We start from the raw sequence: 19,280 nt of genomic DNA, 5'->3' as shown, positions 1-19,280 counted from the left end.
TTGCCCCTTGATTAAGCTTTATAACCTGCGTTTAAATTATTTAATTTAAACGCAGGTTATAACAGTTAAGATTGTTGTAACTACTAATCCATAACACATATAGTTACCGCATCAGCTACATTAACAGCTAAATACCATAACCACTGCACTAAAGCGTTAGCGCAGCTAAAACTTATTTTGCCCTACTACTATTTTTTCACTCATTTTTAGCTATAAAATTACTTAGCTGCTTTTGAGTATCTATGTCTAAACTCGCACTACGTAAACTAATTGTATTGACGACCTCACTGCTGGAGCGCAGTAATTGCTGTGCACCTCTATCTGAAGTTAAGCTTGCAAGCTGAGATAAATCAACCACTGGGAATATAGCGGGTACACCTAAACGCTCGCCATAGTTTGCGCACCAGCGCGATGGATTACGTGTAAAACCAGTAACTAGCTCACTTAAGTGCGCTACTTTTAGCTCAACCTGATCCGCGAGCATAAATAAAATCCCATCAAAGGACTTATTTTTAAACACTGTTTGAGAAGCTATCGCGATTGAATTACCTAAACCTTGGCTCCATTGCTTGTTCTCAATGAGCTCTATGTTTTTATAACCTGCCAGTGCTTGTGATACTTCTTTATGCCATGCCCCGGTAACTACATACACCGGTGTGTCATCAAGTGCTTGAAGTGTATTTACTGCATGCTCAATCATTGTTTTGCCAAACCCGATATCAGCCGTTAATTTACAGCCGTTAAAGCGAGATGATTGACCTGCGGCTAAAACAACTTTTGCAATTAGCACGCCTCTTGCCCCCAATGGCTTAGCGATTGGGCGTTTTTGTCACACAGCACTGCATGTATTTCACTGATCAGCGATAGTGCAATACTCTCTGGCGAGTCGCCGCCTAAATTTAAACCGACAGGCCCAAAAACAGGAGACTTTATTTGTGAAACACGCGTATTTGCGTGCTCTAAAACTTGTTCACGTCTGTGCTTAGGACCCAATAACCCTATGTATTTAAATGGAACATCTTTGAATTGAGCCAACGTACTGGCGTCAAGTTCAACGCTGTGAGCCATTAAAATAGCAGCATCTACTTTATTAGTTATGCAATATTCTTTTAACTCACTCGGTGTGGAGCGCAAAATAGCATCTGCATTTTTAAAGTATTGCCTTTTTGCATTGGCAGCACGTGTATCCCATACAGTTACACTCCAACCAAGTTGTTTGGCAAATGTATAAACCGGAACTGCATCGGCCCCACCACCCACTATTAATAAATGAGGCGGCGGATAAATAGAAGTTTGCAAGCACGTAGCGCCTTGTAATTCTATCAACTGCGCTTTGCGGTTCATTGATAAACCATGTAACTCATCATTTTGCGTAAATACACCACTGCCGGCTGGCAAAATCGGGCTTACTTGTTGAAGGTATCGCCCTGGTTTATTCTCATTAAGTGCTTTAGATACAAGCTCTAGCTGTAAATAGTCATTAGCTTTGTGAATGGGCTGCAGTAAAATGTGTACTATGCCCCCACAACCAATGCCAAGTTGAAATGTTAAATCGTCTTCATCGGTGGCATCATAACTAATGGTTTTACTGGTTAAAGTACTCATTACTTGTTTAGCGTGGCGCTGTATGTCAGCTTCTAAACAGCCTCCTGAAAGCATCCCCAAGCGCTCGCCTAGGCTCGAAATAAGCATCATAGCCCCTAGTTTTCTGTAGCTAGAGCCTTCAATTTTGTACAAAGTAGCTAAAACCCATTCTTGGTTATCCCTATTGAGATACCAAGTGTTTAAGATACTTTTCAAATCTGTAACCATATATTGCCCTTTAAAAAGCATTTTTTGCGTTTAAAAACAAACCAGCCTAAACAGCTAATTTAAAACTTAATAATTCACGCACAATTTAGTTTTCTATTATATCGTTTAAGGTCTCAATTAACTCATCAAATTGATCATTAACGCTTTGGCGTTGTTTATCATTTAGAGTTAGGTTTAATTCGTAGAGTAAATTTATATATAAATCTAAGTTTGCTTCATTGCTTTTCAATAGTGCGTCGCTCATATAAAGTTCGCGCTCTTCAATAACCGTACTTAACTGATTTATAAATTCTTTTTTTGTAATTTCAGCATTTGTGAATACCTGTTTGGCTGCATTCAAACGGTTTTGCTTGTACTCTAACCACAGCGCTCCTGCATCTTGATGTTGCTCATTAGTTGATTTAATCAGCGCTTTTTGTTGTTTATTAAGCTTGCCTATCCACTGCTCGTAGTATTCAAATTGCTCTTCCAAACGCTCACTTTTTCGCTCAAGCGGGGTTTGTTCGTTAAACTCTTCGCGTTCGTCGTTAATTTTTATTTGGATATTGTTTAAAAGCTCACCTCTTTGCTCACTTGATAAGGTTGCCCCAAGTTCAGCTAAAGGCAGCTTTGCGTATCCAAGTAGGTTCTGCCAATGTTGTTTTGCAAGCACAACCTGTGTTTTTAATTGTTTAGCCTCCAATGTTTGGTTAAACAATACTTTTATATTTTGTATGTCTTGTCTGTAGGCGGGTAACTGGGTAGTTCGGTGCCAATTTTGTGTTGTTGTAATTATGTTTTTTAGCTGTGTATTTTGCTTTTTATTTAAATCAACATAATCGTCAACCCAAAACGATGAAAGCCAACTCAAATTATTGTAAGTAAAAGATGCCGAACAACTACATAAAAACAACATACTTACAGCAAGGCATATCTGTTTTAGTTTTTTTGCTTTGAAATTATTAAGCATAACCTTCTCTATTATTTAGATTGTGGCAAAGCTCAAAACTCATTTGATAATAATTATCATTTAAGTATTGACTTGCATTTAGATCTAACTGATAATCGTTCGCACAAACACAGTGTAACGACCTCAGTGCCTACGGAAGAATATTCAGCAAGGATGCTGACACATTAAAAGAAGAGCGTGCCGCTTCGTGTTATTACTTACTCGACCCAAGTAATAACATCAAATATCACATTTACTTGCTACATTGCTCATATTAGTGACGGTTAATATGACTCAAAAAAGCCCTAACGGGCTTTTTTTATTTCTTTAAATTTTCTATAAAATCTGTATCTTACACTTCTTAAACTCGTTTACTTACCTTAAAAGCCCACCGCGCTATTATTTACATTTTATACGCACGATCTGATAAGGTATCGCCTTGCGTTTACGCTAAAGCTGGCGTAAAACATAACAGTAGACACCCTTTTTTGCATCTATTTATAATAACCGATTTAGTCTCTACTTAAATGCATTGAGTATTAAACGTTTAAAATGCGCAAATAGTGCAAAAATTTAATAATTTAGCATTTAACTAAAGTCTGTTTACCTGTCGGGATTAAAACTTGTTCTATTTAGACGCTATTTAATCGCGGCAAGATATACTGGCCCTAAAACCTATCGTAACTATTACTAATTGGAGACATTAATATGTCACAGTTTAATTTGAAAGCACTCGTTCTTGCTGGCGTTTTACTTGCCAGCCCTTTCGCTCATGCAACATTAGAAGATGGCATAAGAGCAGCTAACGAAGGTGAATTTGCAGTCGCCCTAAAAGAATTTCAATACCTTGCCGATAAAGGTTTTGCGCCAGGAATTTACGAACTAGCTAAATTATACGAAGGTGGATACGGTGTAACACGCGATTACCGCAAAGCAGCTGCGCTTTATCAACAAGGCGTTAAAAAGAACCACCCGGATTCAATGTTTGCGTTAGCTGTTTTATACGACGAAGGTAAAGGCGTAAAGCTTGATCACCAAATGGCTGTTACCTTATTTGAAAAAGCAGCCAATAAAAACCTGCCTGCGGCTCAGTTTAATTTAGGTGTAATGTATTCCAATGGCGTGGGCGTTACGCGAGATTATGAAGCGGCACGCAACTGGTACGAAAAAGCAGCTGCAAACAATTACTCTTTAGCACAATTCAATTTAGCCCTCATGTATTTTGAAGGGCTAGGTATGCCAAAAGATTTAGAAAAGTCGTACATTTGGAATACTATCGCTGAGTACAACGGCAATATGCAAGCGAGTCATAGCCGCAAACTTGATGAGCGTAAAATGCTGCCTAAAGAAATTGAAGAAGCTAAAGAAAAAGCCGATGCCATTTATGCAAAAATACAAGTGGGTACTTATGCTGGCGAAGGTCGCTTATTTTAAAGTCTTATTTTAAAGTTTAAGAGTTTAAGAGTTTAAGAGTTTAAGAGTTTAAAACCTTAGTTTGAAACTAATCTAAAAAAGGCTGAATTACATAACGTAATTCAGCCTTTTTAATATATCTTGATTAGCAAGTTCAAAGTCTATTCAACTTTACCAAATCAACACACTCTTATTTTATGTAAAGCCACTTTAGTAGCTTAATAAGAAGTTTGCTTTGTTTTAGCAGCATAACAATACGAGGATTAAACGAGCCCGATACTAACGTGTTTTTAGCATGGCTAAACGTTAAAAACCCTTCTATGCCATGATAATGCCCCATTCCTGAATGCCCTACACCACCAAAAGGGGCATCGTCAGCAGTTACTTGCACTAACGTATCGTTTATTGCCACAGTGCCACTGATTGTTTGCTTCATAATGTATTCTTGAGCGTGCTTATCTTGCCCTAGAATATAAAGCGCTAACGGGTGGTGATGGGCTTTAATATAGTCAATTGCATCATCAAGTTTGTCATAGCTCATGATTGGTAGTATTGGGCCAAATAACTCATCTTGCATAAGCTGCATTTCGTCAGTAACTTGAGTCACTAAGTGCAGCCCCATACGATGTTTTTGCTCATCTTGCTGGTTTTGCTCAAGTGGCTTAATAATGTTTGCGCCAAGCTCTTGGGCTTGCTCTAAATAGGTTGCTAAACGTTTATAGTGTGCATCGCTAATAATAGAAGTTAAGTTTTTACCTTCAACACCGTCTTTAAAGTGCTTTTTATAAAGCTCGCATAATTGCTGAACCAACTGATGCTCAAGCTCTTTGGGTACAAATACGTAGTCGGGAGCAACGCATATTTGCCCTGCGTTGGCCATTTTTCCAAACAGTAAAGCTTGCGCCGCTTTTTTAATATCGGCATTTTGAGTAATAATAACTGGCGATTTACCACCAAGTTCAAGCGTTACGGGTGTTAAATTACGACTCGCTGAAGCCATTACTAATTTACCAACGGCCGATGACCCCGTAAATAATAAATGAGCAAATGGCAGTGATGAAAACTGCGCGGCTACGTCGCTACCGCCTTGTATTATTTTGCAATGCGTTTGTATGTCGTCTTTAAATATTTTTTCAATAACGACGTTTGTGTGAGGTGTAAACTCGCTTAATTTGAGCATAACTCTATTACCAGCAGCTATGGCGGTAAGCACAGGTACTAACGCTAACTGAATAGGGTAATTCCACGGTGCAATAATACCAACCACACCTTTAGGTTGGTAATTAACACTTACTTTTGAAGGCCACAAGCTTAAACCCACAGAGCGATTACTTGGCTTTGCCCATTTTGGTAGCTTTTTGATAATGTGCGCGAGTGTTTGAACCGTAGGTAATATATCGCCAAGTAGAGTATCGAAAGCGGTTCTGTAACCAAAGTCTTTTGAAGCAGCATCCACTAGCTCTTGCTCAAGTTCAACAATACGTACACGGAGTTTTTTTAATAAAACGAGACGTTTATCAATTGGCAAGTAAGGTGTTTCGAGAAAGCTTTTTTGCAATTCATCAAATTGAGGAATTAAAGGCATTGCCTGTGATGTGTCGGTGCTCAAAATAGATTACTCAATTTTTAAAGTTACCGCAGACTATAACCTTGTTCTGTTTTTCGAGCAATAACACTAATTATCTAAAAAAGAGCTTCTTGAGCAATATAAATAAGTATAAAGAGTAGCTTTGTTTAAAACTGTAAATATAAACAAAGCTACTGGTTGGAACTAATTTAGTACTGCTTTAAAAGCCAAATACTTGCGCTGCGATAGTCATTGTCACTAGCGTAATTAATACAATGGCGACAATATTTAGCACAAAGCCGGCTCTTATCATGTCGCGCATTTGAATTTGCCCTGAGCCAAACACAATCGCATTAGGTGGTGTTGCTACAGGCATCATAAATGCGCAACTACACGCAATAGCAGCAGGAATAACCCATACAAGGGGTGAACCTGTTATCGATTCAGCAACAGGACCTAATAACGGTAAGAAACCTGCAGCGGTTGCTGTATTGCTTGTAATTTCAGTTAAAAATGTAATTAAAGCAACCACAACAAGTACGCTCATAACAAGAGGAATCGCACTTGCGCCTTCAATCATGTGAGCAATAAACTCGGCAAGACCTGACGATTTAATTTGAGATGCAAGCGTAAGTCCGCCCCCAAACAATAGCAATACGCCCCAAGGTACTTGTGAGGCGTTTTGCCAATCAAGAATACGCTCATCACTGCCTTTATTAGCAGGCATTACAAACAGCAGTAATGCAGCAGCAATTGCAATTGTAGTATCTGAAATTTTAAGACCTGTTATATCACCCAATAAAGGTCTAAATATCCAGCAAAGTGCAGCAAGCACAAATACAAACAATACGCCTTTTTCTGCGCGTTGCATTATTCCAAGCTTTTTTAACTGCGTTGAAAATACCGCTTTGGTATCAATTTTTTGATCGTTTTTAACATTAGCATCTACTTTATACGCAAATTTGGTAAGCCAAACCCAACTAATAATAAGCATACTTAAAGACAGTGGTACGCCTACAATCATCCACTGAGCAAAGCCTATTTCAATTTGGTAACTGTCAGATAGGTATGCAGCCATTAATGCATTAGGCGGTGTACCAATTAAAGTAGCAATACCACCAATGCTTGCACCATAAGCAATTGATAGTAGCAATGCTTTGCCAAACCCTTCATTACTTGGGTCTGATTGCTTAACCAAATTGGTAATTGAAAGTGCAATAGGCAACATCATTACGGCTGTCGCAGTATTAGACATCCACATAGATAAAAATGCAGTAACAAGCATCATAGCTAAAATTTGTAAACTTGGTTTTTTACCCGCATATAACATGGTGCTTAATGCAATACGTTTATGTAAACCCCAACGCTCCATAGCAATTGAGATTAAAAATCCGCCTAAAAATAAAAAGATTAACGGGTGTGCATATGGCGCAGCCACACTTTTTATTGCTGCTATGTCAGCCAGTGGTGATATTACCAGTGGTAGCAATGCAGTTGCCGGAATTGGTACAACTTCACTTACCCACCACGATGCCATCCAAAACGCTAAACCTGCAGTTTTAAATGCCGCAACCGACATTCCTGTTGGCGGATCAAGTAAACATGTTAATAGCATTACTAAAGGGCCCAGTACTAAAAAAAGCCATTGAAAATGTCTGTTCTTATCTGGTTCTTGCGTCAATATATTATCTGTCATGGCTAGCCTCTAAAACTTGTATTTAAGACCAAGCGCAACACTGCTGTCGTCTTGTTCTTCTAAATTAAGATCGGTATATAAAAGATAAGCTGTAGTTTGCTTATCAAATACATAATCAAGGCCTGTGCTCCATTGCGTTGCCTCAGATGCTTGACGAAGAGTTGAGTCATCTTTAGCAAATTGAATTTTTGGCACCCACTTATCAAGTGTATAACTGGCACTTAATACGTAACCATTGCCCGACTTTGTGCCATCTACTGATTCTGAATGTTGGTATAACGCACCAAGTTGTAATTGTTCGAACTTATAAACACCGGCAATTCTGCTTGCAGTAATATTATTAAGTGAATCAACATGGCTTAACGATAAGTAATATGGCGTATTATTTAAATTACGATCACCATAAATAAGCGTAGCAGCAAAACCTGCTTCATTATCTTTATTATCGTCTTTAGGAGCGTAGGTAAATGAAAACTGCGTATTATGCCAATAGTTTGAGGTGTAAGTTATTGTGTCACCGAGGCGGTCTTGACCTGCAATAACCTGTGCCATATCGGCTTGAGTTTCGTTAAAGTTATCGAGTTTACCTTCAGAGTATTTAAAGCGAGTGTCGTTACGACCTACAACAACTTCACCAAAAGCACCTTTTAAACCTAAGTAAGTATTACGTGCAGTAAAAGGCTCTTGCGTATCATCTTCTTCAAAACCTTTAACTTGTACCTCATATTTAAAAACAGCACTTAAATATTCGTTAAGTTTATGATCGCCCTTAATACCAATACGCGAGTATGGCGCTTCAATTTGAGTACCCTCTTCGGCATAACGCATTATGCCCGTATCAGTACTGGCAATTTGTACTTCGGCTTTACCGTATACAGCGTACTCTGCAGCAAAAGATGTGTGTGAAAATGTAGCTAAGCAACCATAGGATAGAAATAAAATACAGGTGTGTGTAGTTTTTGTCATCGTGTGCCCTAATTATTAGAATCTACTTGTTGTAGCGCTAATAAGGCAACTTTACTGCCAAGTGTATAAAAGTAATCTATTTCAATAGCTTACTAAAATAAGTCGTTTAATTTAAATAAAAGCGTGTGAATTACCACACATAAGAAAGTGGGTCTTGTCACCAAACCCACACATTTAGTCAGTAAACATATCTCTATTAAGATTGTATTTACTCATTTTATCGTAAAGTGTTTTACGGGCAATTTGCAGTGTTTCCATGGTGTTTTTAATACTGCCGTGGTTTTGCTCAAGCGCGTACTCAATAAGTGACTGCTCATAAAAAGAGACTTTTTCAGATAAGCTTAAATCGGGAGATAAGCCACCTAATTGTTGTGTTTTAACTTCAGCAAAAGCAAGTTCGGCACCAAGTAATACAGCTCGCTCTGCTTGATTTCTTAGCTCTCTCACATTGCCCGGCCAGTCATAGGCAACTAACCGCTGTTGTATTTCGTAATTTACTGCCGCCGGCGGCTTATGATAGCGAGTTGCAGCAATAGAGCTAAAGTGTTTAAACAAAAGTAATATGTCAGCTTTTCGCTCTCGTAATGGCGGAATATTAACGTTAACCAAACTAAGTCTGTAGTATAAATCAGCTCTAAAATCACCCTTTTCAACTAACGCAAGTAAGTCTACTTTTGTAGCTGCAACAATTCTGATGTCTAAATCAATTGCTTTGTTATCGCCTACAGGTGTTACTTTTCGCTCTTCTAATACGCGTAATAACTTAACTTGCAGTGCCATTGGAGTGCTTTCTATTTCATCTAAAAAGACCGTACCACCTTGTGCATATTCAAACTTACCTTTTCGACTTTGAGTAGCCCCTGTATAGGCACCACTTGCTGCACCAAACAATTCGCTTTCTATTAACTGCTCTGGTACTGCGCCACAGTTAATAGCAACAAAGTTACAGCTAGAGCGATTACTTTGATCGTGTAGATACCGCGCTACAAGTTCTTTACCTGTGCCAGTTTCACCTTCAATCATTACATCGGTTGGGGTATCTATAATTGTGTTTAATAAGTGCATCATGTGTTGCATTTTAGGTGTGTCACCTAGTATGCGTACACCTGGGGCTGAGGTTTTCTGTACAGCTACTTTTAATGCGCGGTTCTCCATAACAAGGCTTCGTTTGTCGCACGCTCGTGCTATGCAATCAAGAAGATGTTCGTTAACTGGTTTTTCAAATAAATCATACGCACCTAATTGCATCGCTTTAACTGCTATCGATACATCAGCGTAACCAGTTAAAAATATTACAGGGAGCTCACTATCAAAAGCCGTTATTTGCTCTAAAAGCGTTAAGCCATTCATGTTCGGCATATTTATATCGCTCAGCACAACTCCAGCAAAGCGCCTATTGAGTTTGCTAAGAGCGGTACTTGCGTCATTAAAGCACTCAACGGTGTATCCTTCGAGAGTGAGCAATTGCTTTAAAGAGTCTCTGATCATTGCTTCATCATCAATGACTATTATGTGATTACATGGGGAGCTATCAATCATCTTTATTTTCCTGCCTGTTAGAGAGGCTAATTATAAATTCAGCCCCGCCTTCAACTCGATTGTGCGCGCTCAAACAACCATTAAACGAATCTATTATTTGTTTTGATATAGATAAACCAAGGCCTAAACCTTTACTTGATTTAGTACTATAAAAAGGTTCAAACAAATTACCAAATGCATGTTGCTCAATACCAGAGCCAGTATCTAAAATCGACAGTTTTACTCGCTCTTCAAAACACTCCAGCTGAAAACTTAAGTTACGAATAATTGCGCCATTCATAGCTTGGCTAGCATTAGTAATTAAATTAACGAGTACTTGTTCAAATTTAAGCGAATCGACCCACACAACGACTGTTTCATCAAACTGAGGTGGCTCTACTTGTACGTTATCTTGCTTTAACTGCGCGCTAGAAATCATTAATGCGTTATTAACAAGCCCTGCAAGAGGGTAAGGTCTGAGCTGCATTTTTGAAGGTTTACTAAAATGCTTTAACTGACCTACAATTTGGTGCACTCGATTAACTAATCCCTCAATCACTACTAAGCTTTCACCAAGTGCTGAAGTATTTCCTTTAGCTAATAAACGCTTTGCTGAAGCTAAATAAGTATTAATAGCACTGAGCGGCTGGTTTATTTCGTGGTTGATTCCTGCACTTAGCTGTCCTATTGTCGCAAGCTTTGCAGACTGCACTAAAGCCGTTTGTACTTTTTCCAAAGCCTGAGTGCGCTCAAGGACTTCAAGTTCAAGGCTATGTCTGGAGTACACCAGCTTTTTATAACCCGCAAACCGAGTTAATAAAATATAACTAATAATAATAACTAAGCTACAGATAATAAATACCCAAAATAAGCGAGGCAGTTGAGCTGAATTAACTTTTGTTATATCAACGAGTACGTTCATTGTGGCATTAAAATATCGTAAAGGTCTTTGCGACATTACGTAAAGTTTTTTATCTATTTTTAAATGTTTAATACCTTCATTAGAAAATTGAAACTGCTTAATATACAAAGGCTGATGATCTAAATAAGCCCGACGAGATTTAATATCTCTGCGCATAGTTATATCAAGTTCAGTGAAGCTGTTTAATCGCCACGTTTGCATATCTGACATTGCAATTACCTCATCTGCAAGCTGCAAAAAAAAGTGACTACCCTTTGAAGTATTTAGAAGCTCTCTGTCATCCTCAAATTTACTTACATTCACTTTTAACACAACAACACCAATGGCTTTATTGTCGCGATATACTGCTTGTGAAAAGTAAATACCACGTTCTTTAGAGCGCATGCCTAATGCAAAGTACGCTACTTTTTCGCCTGCAAATGCACGTTTGAAATAAGGTCTAAACGCAAAGTTGCTACCTAAAAAAGTATAATCTGCTTGCCAATTACTACTGGCAATAACTTCGCCTTGAGTATTTAGAACAAAAATATCTGAGGCACCGCTAGCTTGTTGAATATCAGCAAGGTAGTTATTAATAGCGTTATAGTGCTGTGGCTGCGCATCTACAAAGTCTATCATTAACGAGTTATAGGTAAGTAACTGGGGAATAGCAGAAAAACGAGCAAGCTCAGTATCAATATAGTTATTTAATTGCGTAACTTGGCGCTCAGCCTGGTAGGTTGCTTGCTCAACATCATGAGAACGACCAAGCCAAAACGTAACAACTAATATAAGTACGAGTAACACACAAACAGTAATGATTTTTTTAGAAAAAGAAAACATGAAGAACTCGCAAAAAATAGCCAAGAAAATTTTAGGGCGCTAGTGTAACGGCTAATCTCTAGCAGAGATATAAACTTTTTGTTAACAACAGTTTTAAAGTGTTTAAAAACAAAAATCGCCGTAAACAACTATGTTTACAGCGATCTGTTTAGCATTAAATTAAAAAACAATTAATTTGTAGCTAATGTTGATCTATTTTTAACATATTTATATAAGCCAATTAACGATGCTGCAATCCAAAATATTTCGATTACAAAGCTCGCTAAATTAAAGTTATAACAAAGGCTAATTAACAGTAAAATTGCCCCTGTTAAATTCATCATATTATACGTTAAGCTAGCTGGAGATGTTTTACCTAGCTGCAGTAAAAAAAATGAACCAACTACTAAAAAAGTACCTGTCATGCCTATGATGTCAAATAAGAGTGCTATCACGAAACTATCCTTTATCCATTTTTAAATAACCCAATAAACTGGCCCGATCCATGGGGAGGGTATTTTTTCATTCATTGAAACAGCAAACCGGGCGATTCTATCAATATGGTAAATTCTAACAAGGCCATATGTCCGCATGCACAAGGCTTTATACTTATTCGCTTAATTAAGTATTATTGCGGTTTAGTATTACTTCATATACCTTATTTAAAGGTTACTTTGCCGCCAATTATTTTATAGGCCGGCGCACCGCGAATAATCGCTTCTCGGGCAAATGGCCGGCTACAGTTAGGGCAAATACAAGCCTCTGTTGTAAAGTCTTGGCTAATACGCTCTTTAAAGCACTTAATTAATGCTCCTTTTCCCCCTTTTCGATATTTAAATAAAGAGGCTTTACAAGCAGAGCAAAAAATATCAACCGTTTTAGTAGGGCCTTTTTTGTTGGGTTTTGCCATTACGTCCTGCGGTATTATATAAAGAGTAATTAGCAATTATATCAGTTTAGATGGGTAAAGGTTACCACCTCTGACTTAGAATTTAGATACGGCAGACTTAATCTATAAAGGCCCATTAAAATATAGCCCTTATAAAATAAACACATTCTAATCTTTAAAAAAGAAGCGGTTTAACTGAGATGACAATACATTCATATTAAAAGGTTTGACTATAAATCCTGATACTTTAGCTGCAATAACTTGCTTAACTTTATCTGTACTGTCTTCACAAGTAACCATTAAAACGGGAATATCAGCGAGTTCTTTATCTTTTCGAATGTTAGTAAGTAAACTAACTCCATCCATTTTTGGCATATGAAGGTCAGTAATAACCAAATCGAAATGCTGGTTGCGCAGAAATACCAAAGCTTGCAATCCATCAGTTGCTTCAACGATATTGCTATACTCTAGTTTTCTAAGCATATTAATTAATACGTGTCGCATAAGTGGCATATCATCAACAACTAATATTTTCATTAGTTTCTTTACCAAATTGTATAAATGGGATTATATAAAACTACTCTACTCGTAGATAAGGATCAAATTTGGATTTGCTGATTATTTAAATCTTACGGCCATATCCCTAAAATGAGCCCCATTAACGAAAACTGTAAAATATGGTACCCCCCGTTAATTAAAAAAAGCTTTAGAGGGCGTTGCTCAAATATATAACTTAATCCTAATGAGCTACTAATCCAAAAAAAGCCGATCACGAAGCCGGTTCCTATACTTTCACCTACGCTTGCATCCTTACCTAAAAAAAGAGATAGCATTAAAGCCGCTATAAAAACTAAAAAAAAACTGCCACCAAATATCAACTTAGGGTTAGCCGATTGTAAATCCAGATCAGTTAAGCCAATACTTTCTAGCCATGCATTTTTAAAGAGAGCTTTTGAATACCATATACCGCCAAGCATAAAAGAAGACAGTGCAGCCACTAGTATCGCAAAATAATCTACATCTAAAAGGTTCATACAAACAGCCGTATACAAAAAGTGTAATACCGTTTGGTATTAAATATTAACGGTATAAAGATACTCCCAATGTAGTTATAAATAGGGGATTGAGCAAATGGCCTTACTTAAATTAATTTTTGGTATAGAAGGTAATTATAAAAATAAAATTTATAAATCGCCAAATTTTGCATTGGTCAATAAGGCTAAATCAGTTGGCGAGAGTGCTATTTCTAAGCCTCTTTTTCCGGCGCTCACATAAATAGTGTCAAAGAGAGAAGCACTACTATGAATAAACGTAGCTAGACGTTTTTTTTGTCCAAGCGGACTCACCCCTCCTAAAATATAACCGGTACTAACTTGTACTTTTTGTGGGGCAGCCATAATTACTTTTTTAGCCCCACATAATTTAGCTAACTGTTTTAAATTAACTTGTTGAGATACAGGCGTTACAGCAACAATCAGTTGCCCTTCATGTGTTTCAAGTACTAAGGTTTTAAATACTTGTGCACTGTCTAAATTTAACTTTTCAACGGCTTCAAGCCCGTAGTGGCTATTATTCTTATCGTGCTCATAACTGAGTACTTCAAAGGTTTTTTTTTGCTTTTTAAGTAGATCTATTGCTGGTGTCATGCTGTTTCATCTTTTTTATTCACAGTAACAAAAATTAAGTTTAAAGCAAAAAAAACGACGCTAAAAGCGTCGTTTTTTTGTTCATAATAATTTAAATTTATTTAGTTAAATCATCAAAAAACTTTTTAACACCGTCAAAAAAGCCTTGCTCTTTAGGACGGTTTTTAGAGCTATCTGTGCCCATGCTTTCATCTAACTCTTGAAGTAGTTCACGTTGACGCTCGTTAAGATTAACTGGCGTTTCGATTACCACTTTACAAATTAGATCGCCTTGGGCACCACTGCGTACAGACTTAACACCTTTGCCACGCATACGGAACATTTTGCCCGTTTGAGTTTCAGACGGTATTTTAAGTTTTGCACGACCATCAAGTGTTGGCACCTGAATTTCGCCACCTAGGCCTGCTGTAGTAAAGCTAATTGGTACTTCACAATATAAATTATTCGCTTCACGTACAAATATTTCATGTTCACGAACCGATACTTGCACATACAAGTCGCCCGACGGCGCGCCATGCATTCCGGCTTCGCCTTCACCCGTTAAGCGAATACGGTCGCCTGTATCAACGCCAGCTGGAATTTTAACTGAAAGCGTTTTAGTTTTTTCTACGCGGCCTTGTCCATGACAACTGTTACACGGGTCTGAAATAATTTGACCTTGTCCCTGACACGTTGGACACGTTTGCTGAACAGCAAAGAAACCTTGGCGCATTTGCACCTGGCCAGCACCATGACATGTAGTACATGTTTTAGGCTTAGAACCCGCTTTAGCACCACTGCCATCACATGGCTCACAACCAACCCATGTAGGTACTTTAATTTCAACTTCTTTACCACGAACAGCTTCTTCTAAGCTTAAGTCCATGTTGTAACGTAAATCAGATCCACGTTGTTGACGAGATTGACGTCGACCACCGCCGCCACCAAAAATATCGCCAAATACATCGCCAAATACATCACCAAAGTCGCCATGTCCGCCACCAAAACCACCGTGACCACCGCCACCACCTTGTTCAAAGGCTGCGTGACCATGTTGGTCATACATTTGACGTTTTTGATCGTCGGTTAGTATTTCATACGCTTCTTTAACTTCTTTAAATTTTATTTCGAGATCTTTATCGCCTGCGGTACGATCTGGATGATATTTCATCGCTAAGCGTTTATACGCTTTTTTTATGTCTCGCTCACTCGCATCTTTGCTTACGCCGAGGACTTCGTAATAATCGCGTTTTGACATATCTATCACACTACTCTTTTCTGTTTACAGCGTAAGCTGCAGGATAAATCGATAAATCGCATCGATTTATCATTGAATTTTTAAACCTTGAATACATGCAAAAGGCGCGACAAGCTATTGCTCGCGCGCCTCAATTGTTCATCCTAACCTAAACACCTAACTGAGTTAAGTGTTTTTGGCTAGCGAGAAGCGGTAGCAACAATTACTTGTCGTCTTTCACTTCTTCGAACTCTGCATCAACAACGTCGTCGTCTTGCTTAGTTGACTGTTGTTCGCCAGCGTCTGCTGAACCTTGCTGTGCTTTCGCTTGAGCAATTTCCATTAGTTTTTGAGACTTTTCAGCAAGAGCTTGAGTTTTAGCTTCAATCTCTTCTTTATTGTCGCTCTTAATTGCAGCTTCTAAATCTACAACAGCAGCTTCAATTGCTTCTTTGTCTTCGTTTGGTAATGCATCGCCAGCTTCTTCAATTTGCTTGCGAGTACCGTGAACTAGAGCGTCAGCTTGGTTACGAGCAGCTACAAGTTCTTCAAACTTTTTATCGTCTTCAGCATGTGCTTCTGCATCACGAACCATCGCTTCAATTTCGTCATCGCTTAAGCCTGAAGATGCTTGAATCGTAATCTTTTGCTCTTTACCTGTATCTTTATCTTTCGCAGATACATGTAAGATACCATCGGCATCAACATCAAATGTTACTTCGATTTGTGGTGTACCACGTTGTGCTGGACGAATACCTTCTAGGTTAAATTGGCCTAGTGATTTATTGTCGCTTGAACGTTTACGCTCACCTTGAAGTACATGAATTGTTACAGCAGATTGATTATCTTCAGCTGTTGAGAACGTTTGCGATTTCTTAGTAGGAATCGTCGTGTTTTTCTCAATCAATGCAGTCATTACTGAACCCATTGTCTCAATACCTAGAGATAATGGAGAAACGTCTAGTAATAGTACATCTTTAACGTCACCAGCAAGTACACCACCTTGAATCGCTGCGCCTACGGCTACTGCTTCATCAGGGTTAACATCTTTACGAGGCTCTTTACCGAAGAACTCTGCAACGATTTTTTGTACTAAAGGCATACGTGTTTGACCACCAACAAGAATAATGTCGTTGATGTCGCTTACTGATAAATCAGCATCAGCAAGTGCACGTTTAAGTGGCTCAATTGTTTTAGTTACTAAATCTTCAACTAGTGACTCAAGCTTAGCACGTGTTAGTTTCACGTTCATGTGCTTAGGACCAGATGCATCAGCAGTTACATACGGAAGGTTTACTTCTGTAGACTGTGCAGATGAAAGTTCAATTTTTGCTTTTTCAGCAGCTTCTTTAACACGTTGCATTGCAAGCGGATCATTTTTAAGGTCTAAGCCTTGATCTTTCTTGAATTCAGCTACTAAGTAATTGATTACGCGGTTATCGAAATCTTCACCACCTAAGTGAGTGTCGCCGTTTGTAGCTAGTACTTCAAATGTGTGCTCGCCTTCAACTTCATCAATTTCAATGATTGATAAATCGAAAGTACCGCCACCTAAGTCATATACTGCAACTACGTTTTCGCCACGGTTTTTATCCATGCCGTAAGCAAGTGCCGCAGCCGTTGGCTCATTGATAATACGTTTAACTTCAAGACCCGCAATACGACCAGCATCTTTCGTAGCTTGACGTTGTGAATCGTTAAAGTATGCAGGTACTGTGATTACGGCTTCAGTTACTTCTTCACCTAAGAAGTCTTCAGCTGTTTTCTTCATTTTTTTCAGTACTTCAGCAGAAATTTGTGGTGCAGCGCGTTTTTCGCCGCCCGCTTCTACCCATGCATCACCGTTGTCGGCTTTAACAATTTTAAACGGCATGATGCCGATATCGCGTTGTACTTCTTCGTCTTCAAAACGACGACCAATTAAACGCTTAATTGCAAATAATGTGTTTGTCGGGTTAGTAACCGCTTGACGCTTAGCAGATTGACCTACTAATGTTTCGCCGTCTTGCGTATAAGCAATAATAGACGGGGTTGTGCGATCGCCTTCCGCGTTTTCAATAACACGTGCTTTGCCACCATCAAGTACTGCAACACAAGAGTTTGTAGTACCTAAATCTATTCCAATAATTTTACCCATGAAATCTCTCCAACTTCAATATTCGTTAAACGTTCGATGACTAGTAAATAGGGTTGCTCCAAACTTATTTCAACTGTAAAAATGAAAAAAAATTCATTTTTTGTGATTTATTTACAAAATAACCCTAATAATTGTAAGGAATGGTGATTTTTACACCGCCAGGGACGCTTTTAATTACTGGTCTGACTAGTTTGATTGTGTTATAAATTTATTAAATCACACTACGAAAGGACATCTTCTATGCATTTTGAGCAACTACTTCAACAAGCGGAAAAAATTGGTCAAGCCGAAAATACAGAACAATTAAATAGTACAATGCAATTTCCAGAAAACTGGTGCCAAGGCAGAACTGCTTTTGGTGGGCTTTCAGCCGCACTGTTGTATCAAGCAATCAGAGGTAAGGTAACGGATGATCGTCGCTTACTTTCACTCAGTACTAATTTTGTAGGACCATTACTTGCCGATACTCCTTTTTCTTTATCAATTGAAATACTGCGCCAAGGTAAAAGCAGTACACAGGTACTCGCCAAAGCGATTCAAAATGAACAAGTGTGCGTAATTGTACAAGCGTGTTTTGCTAAAAGTAGAGAGTCGGGTATTAATGTGCCTGTTTCGAAGTCTTTGGGTTTAAAGCCAGTAGATGAGCGCCATACATTACCTTTTATAAAAGGTCAGATGCCTGAATTTTTTCAGCATGTTGATTTATGCCCACAGCAAGGGGGTATGCCATTTAGTAGTGCAGAAACCTCTCACTTAGGTGGCTGGATGCGCTTTAAGCACACCCCAGAGCAAATTACAGAGGCTCATGTTATTGCATTGACCGATGCATGGCCGCCAACACTTTTACAAATGTTTAAACAACCCGCTCCTGCAAGTAGCATGTCGTGGTATTTAGAATTTGTGCAAGAGCCAAACTTAACACCTGGAGAATGGCTTGGCTTTGAAGCAATCACTCATCATTCAAAAGATGGTTACGGTTTAGAGGATGGCTGTATATGGTCGCAGTCGGGTGAGCTAATAGCGCTTACACGTCAAACAGTGGCTTTATTTGATTGATGAATGGGTTTGGCCTTCATCAACAATCCTTTTATAAGTACCATTTTGCTTGATGAGCGCCAAACCAATATCAAACTCAGTAGCTAAAACGAGGTTATTAAAATAAGCAGGTCGATCTGCTTTTGGAAATAATGTGTAAATTTGTACAGCTTCGGGGGATTTATGTTGATTGTAGTAATAGTAAAAAATACGCTTATCTAACACAATTACATCAACCCAACCTTTTAACAGCTTATCTACCTGCGCTTTTTGATTAATAACCTCTTGATATGAGCTAAAGTGTTTAACATTCCTTTTAAATATAGGAGGCAGATATGCCGTTGCATTTTGAAAAGCAAGAACGTTTTTATTAAACATGTCTTCTATTTTATCAATGTTATATTTATTTCGCTTGAGTGTAATAGCTACATTTTCATAACTAAGTACCGTTTTACTTGGATAAATACCCGCACTAATTCCTCCAGCATAATTTAAAAGTATATCTACTCCTTTATTATGTAATTGATGCTCAGCCCGTTTATTCGACATATATTGCACATTAATATTGGCAAATCCATTGGCCTTTAACGCGGCTTTTATTAAATTTAGGTGTATACCCGAGTCCGTTTTTACAAAAACATAGGGTGGAATTGATGCGCTCGCAGCGATGATTATCTCTCGCTCTTTATTAATAGCCACAGCATTTTGCGAGCAAACAAAGAGCCACATTAATA

18 protein-coding genes are annotated in these 19,280 nt (G+C 38.4%); 2 read left to right on the top strand and 16 right to left on the bottom strand.

The features are described 5' to 3' along the window. Nucleotides 1–196 precede the first annotated feature (196 nt). The 3 genes from GQR38_RS16080 to GQR38_RS16070 all read right to left on the bottom strand — a co-directional run bounded on the left by GQR38_RS16080 (nucleotide 197) and on the right by GQR38_RS16070 (nucleotide 2,761). Nucleotides 197–790 carry a nucleotidyltransferase family protein gene (locus GQR38_RS16080; RefSeq protein WP_121955118.1) on the bottom strand — a complete coding sequence of 198 codons (594 nt, stop codon included), beginning with the start codon at nucleotides 788–790 and terminating at the stop codon, nucleotides 197–199. Beyond that, nucleotides 784–1,812 carry an XdhC/CoxI family protein gene (locus GQR38_RS16075; protein ID WP_165722570.1) on the bottom strand — a complete coding sequence of 343 codons (1,029 nt, stop codon included), beginning with the start codon at nucleotides 1,810–1,812 and terminating at the stop codon, nucleotides 784–786. The genes GQR38_RS16080 and GQR38_RS16075 overlap by 7 nt, the downstream gene beginning before the upstream one ends. A gap of 85 nt (nucleotides 1,813–1,897) precedes the next feature. Next, on the bottom strand, nucleotides 1,898–2,761 hold the full coding sequence (locus tag GQR38_RS16070; RefSeq protein ID WP_165722572.1) for a DUF6279 family lipoprotein: 864 nt from the start codon (nucleotides 2,759–2,761) through the stop codon (nucleotides 1,898–1,900). 687 nt (nucleotides 2,762–3,448) lie between these two features. Between GQR38_RS16070 and GQR38_RS16065 the strand changes: the two genes are divergently transcribed. Continuing rightward, a complete protein-coding gene (locus GQR38_RS16065) occupies nucleotides 3,449–4,174 on the top strand; it encodes a tetratricopeptide repeat protein (protein ID WP_007582012.1) in 726 nt (241 codons plus the stop codon). A gap of 169 nt (nucleotides 4,175–4,343) precedes the next feature. Here the strand turns inward: GQR38_RS16065 and GQR38_RS16060 are convergent, their stop codons facing one another. From GQR38_RS16060 to dnaK, 12 genes are all read right to left on the bottom strand, one after another. Continuing rightward, entirely contained in the window at nucleotides 4,344–5,762 is a 1,419-nt protein-coding gene (locus GQR38_RS16060; RefSeq protein ID WP_206006265.1) for a coniferyl aldehyde dehydrogenase, read from the bottom strand. 178 nt (nucleotides 5,763–5,940) lie between these two features. Continuing rightward, nucleotides 5,941–7,416, bottom strand: coding sequence for a DASS family sodium-coupled anion symporter (locus tag GQR38_RS16055; protein ID WP_165722574.1), 1,476 nt, complete (start codon nucleotides 7,414–7,416; stop codon nucleotides 5,941–5,943). A gap of 9 nt (nucleotides 7,417–7,425) precedes the next feature. After that, a complete protein-coding gene (locus tag GQR38_RS16050) occupies nucleotides 7,426–8,382 on the bottom strand; it encodes a porin (protein WP_165722576.1) in 957 nt (318 codons plus the stop codon). 174 nt (nucleotides 8,383–8,556) lie between these two features. Next, nucleotides 8,557–9,921: a sigma-54 dependent transcriptional regulator gene (locus GQR38_RS16045; RefSeq protein ID WP_165722578.1), complete on the bottom strand. Its 1,365-nt coding sequence runs from the start codon at nucleotides 9,919–9,921 to the stop codon at nucleotides 8,557–8,559. Next, a complete protein-coding gene (locus GQR38_RS16040) occupies nucleotides 9,914–11,644 on the bottom strand; it encodes a cache domain-containing protein (protein WP_010553936.1) in 1,731 nt (576 codons plus the stop codon). Before GQR38_RS16040 ends, GQR38_RS16045 begins: the two co-directional genes overlap by 8 nt. 170 nt (nucleotides 11,645–11,814) lie before the next feature. Further along, the gene (locus GQR38_RS16035) at nucleotides 11,815–12,078 is read right to left on the bottom strand and encodes a hypothetical protein (protein ID WP_010553937.1); all 264 of its coding nucleotides are present in this window, start codon (nucleotides 12,076–12,078) and stop codon (nucleotides 11,815–11,817) included. Between the two features lie 203 nt (nucleotides 12,079–12,281). Then, entirely contained in the window at nucleotides 12,282–12,533 is a 252-nt protein-coding gene (locus tag GQR38_RS16030) for a hypothetical protein (protein WP_010553938.1), read from the bottom strand. A 147-nt stretch (nucleotides 12,534–12,680) separates the two neighbouring features. After that, nucleotides 12,681–13,049, bottom strand: a complete 369-nt coding sequence (locus GQR38_RS16025) for a response regulator (RefSeq protein ID WP_010553939.1) — start codon at nucleotides 13,047–13,049, stop codon at nucleotides 12,681–12,683. A gap of 92 nt (nucleotides 13,050–13,141) precedes the next feature. Next, a complete protein-coding gene (locus tag GQR38_RS16020; protein ID WP_165722580.1) occupies nucleotides 13,142–13,546 on the bottom strand; it encodes a DUF1761 domain-containing protein in 405 nt (134 codons plus the stop codon). Between the two features lie 150 nt (nucleotides 13,547–13,696). Next, nucleotides 13,697–14,158 (bottom strand): Cys-tRNA(Pro) deacylase, encoded by a 462-nt coding sequence (gene ybaK, locus GQR38_RS16015; protein WP_010553941.1) that lies wholly within the window; start codon nucleotides 14,156–14,158, stop codon nucleotides 13,697–13,699. 97 nt (nucleotides 14,159–14,255) lie between these two features. Then, nucleotides 14,256–15,395 carry a molecular chaperone DnaJ gene (gene dnaJ, locus GQR38_RS16010; protein ID WP_010553942.1) on the bottom strand — a complete coding sequence of 380 codons (1,140 nt, stop codon included), beginning with the start codon at nucleotides 15,393–15,395 and terminating at the stop codon, nucleotides 14,256–14,258. 202 nt (nucleotides 15,396–15,597) lie between these two features. Then, the gene (gene dnaK, locus GQR38_RS16005) at nucleotides 15,598–17,511 is read right to left on the bottom strand and encodes a molecular chaperone DnaK (RefSeq protein ID WP_008171317.1); all 1,914 of its coding nucleotides are present in this window, start codon (nucleotides 17,509–17,511) and stop codon (nucleotides 15,598–15,600) included. Between the two features lie 240 nt (nucleotides 17,512–17,751). On the opposite strand from dnaK, the gene GQR38_RS16000 reads away from it, so the two are divergent. Beyond that, on the top strand, nucleotides 17,752–18,567 hold the full coding sequence (locus tag GQR38_RS16000; protein ID WP_010553943.1) for a thioesterase family protein: 816 nt from the start codon (nucleotides 17,752–17,754) through the stop codon (nucleotides 18,565–18,567). Here GQR38_RS16000 and GQR38_RS15995 read toward each other — a convergent pair. Further along, the gene (locus tag GQR38_RS15995; RefSeq protein WP_346774075.1) at nucleotides 18,556–19,245 is read right to left on the bottom strand and encodes a transporter substrate-binding domain-containing protein; all 690 of its coding nucleotides are present in this window, start codon (nucleotides 19,243–19,245) and stop codon (nucleotides 18,556–18,558) included. The two genes, GQR38_RS16000 and GQR38_RS15995, sit on opposite strands and share 12 nt — an antisense overlap. Between the last annotated feature and the right edge of the window lie 35 nt (nucleotides 19,246–19,280).

It is taken from the genome of Pseudoalteromonas sp. c7(2019), assembly GCF_011378625.1.
GTDB lineage: Bacteria > Pseudomonadota > Gammaproteobacteria > Enterobacterales > Alteromonadaceae > Pseudoalteromonas > Pseudoalteromonas arctica.
Note: the sequence above shows the minus strand (reverse complement) of the source record. Positions and strands in the feature narration are given on the sequence as shown.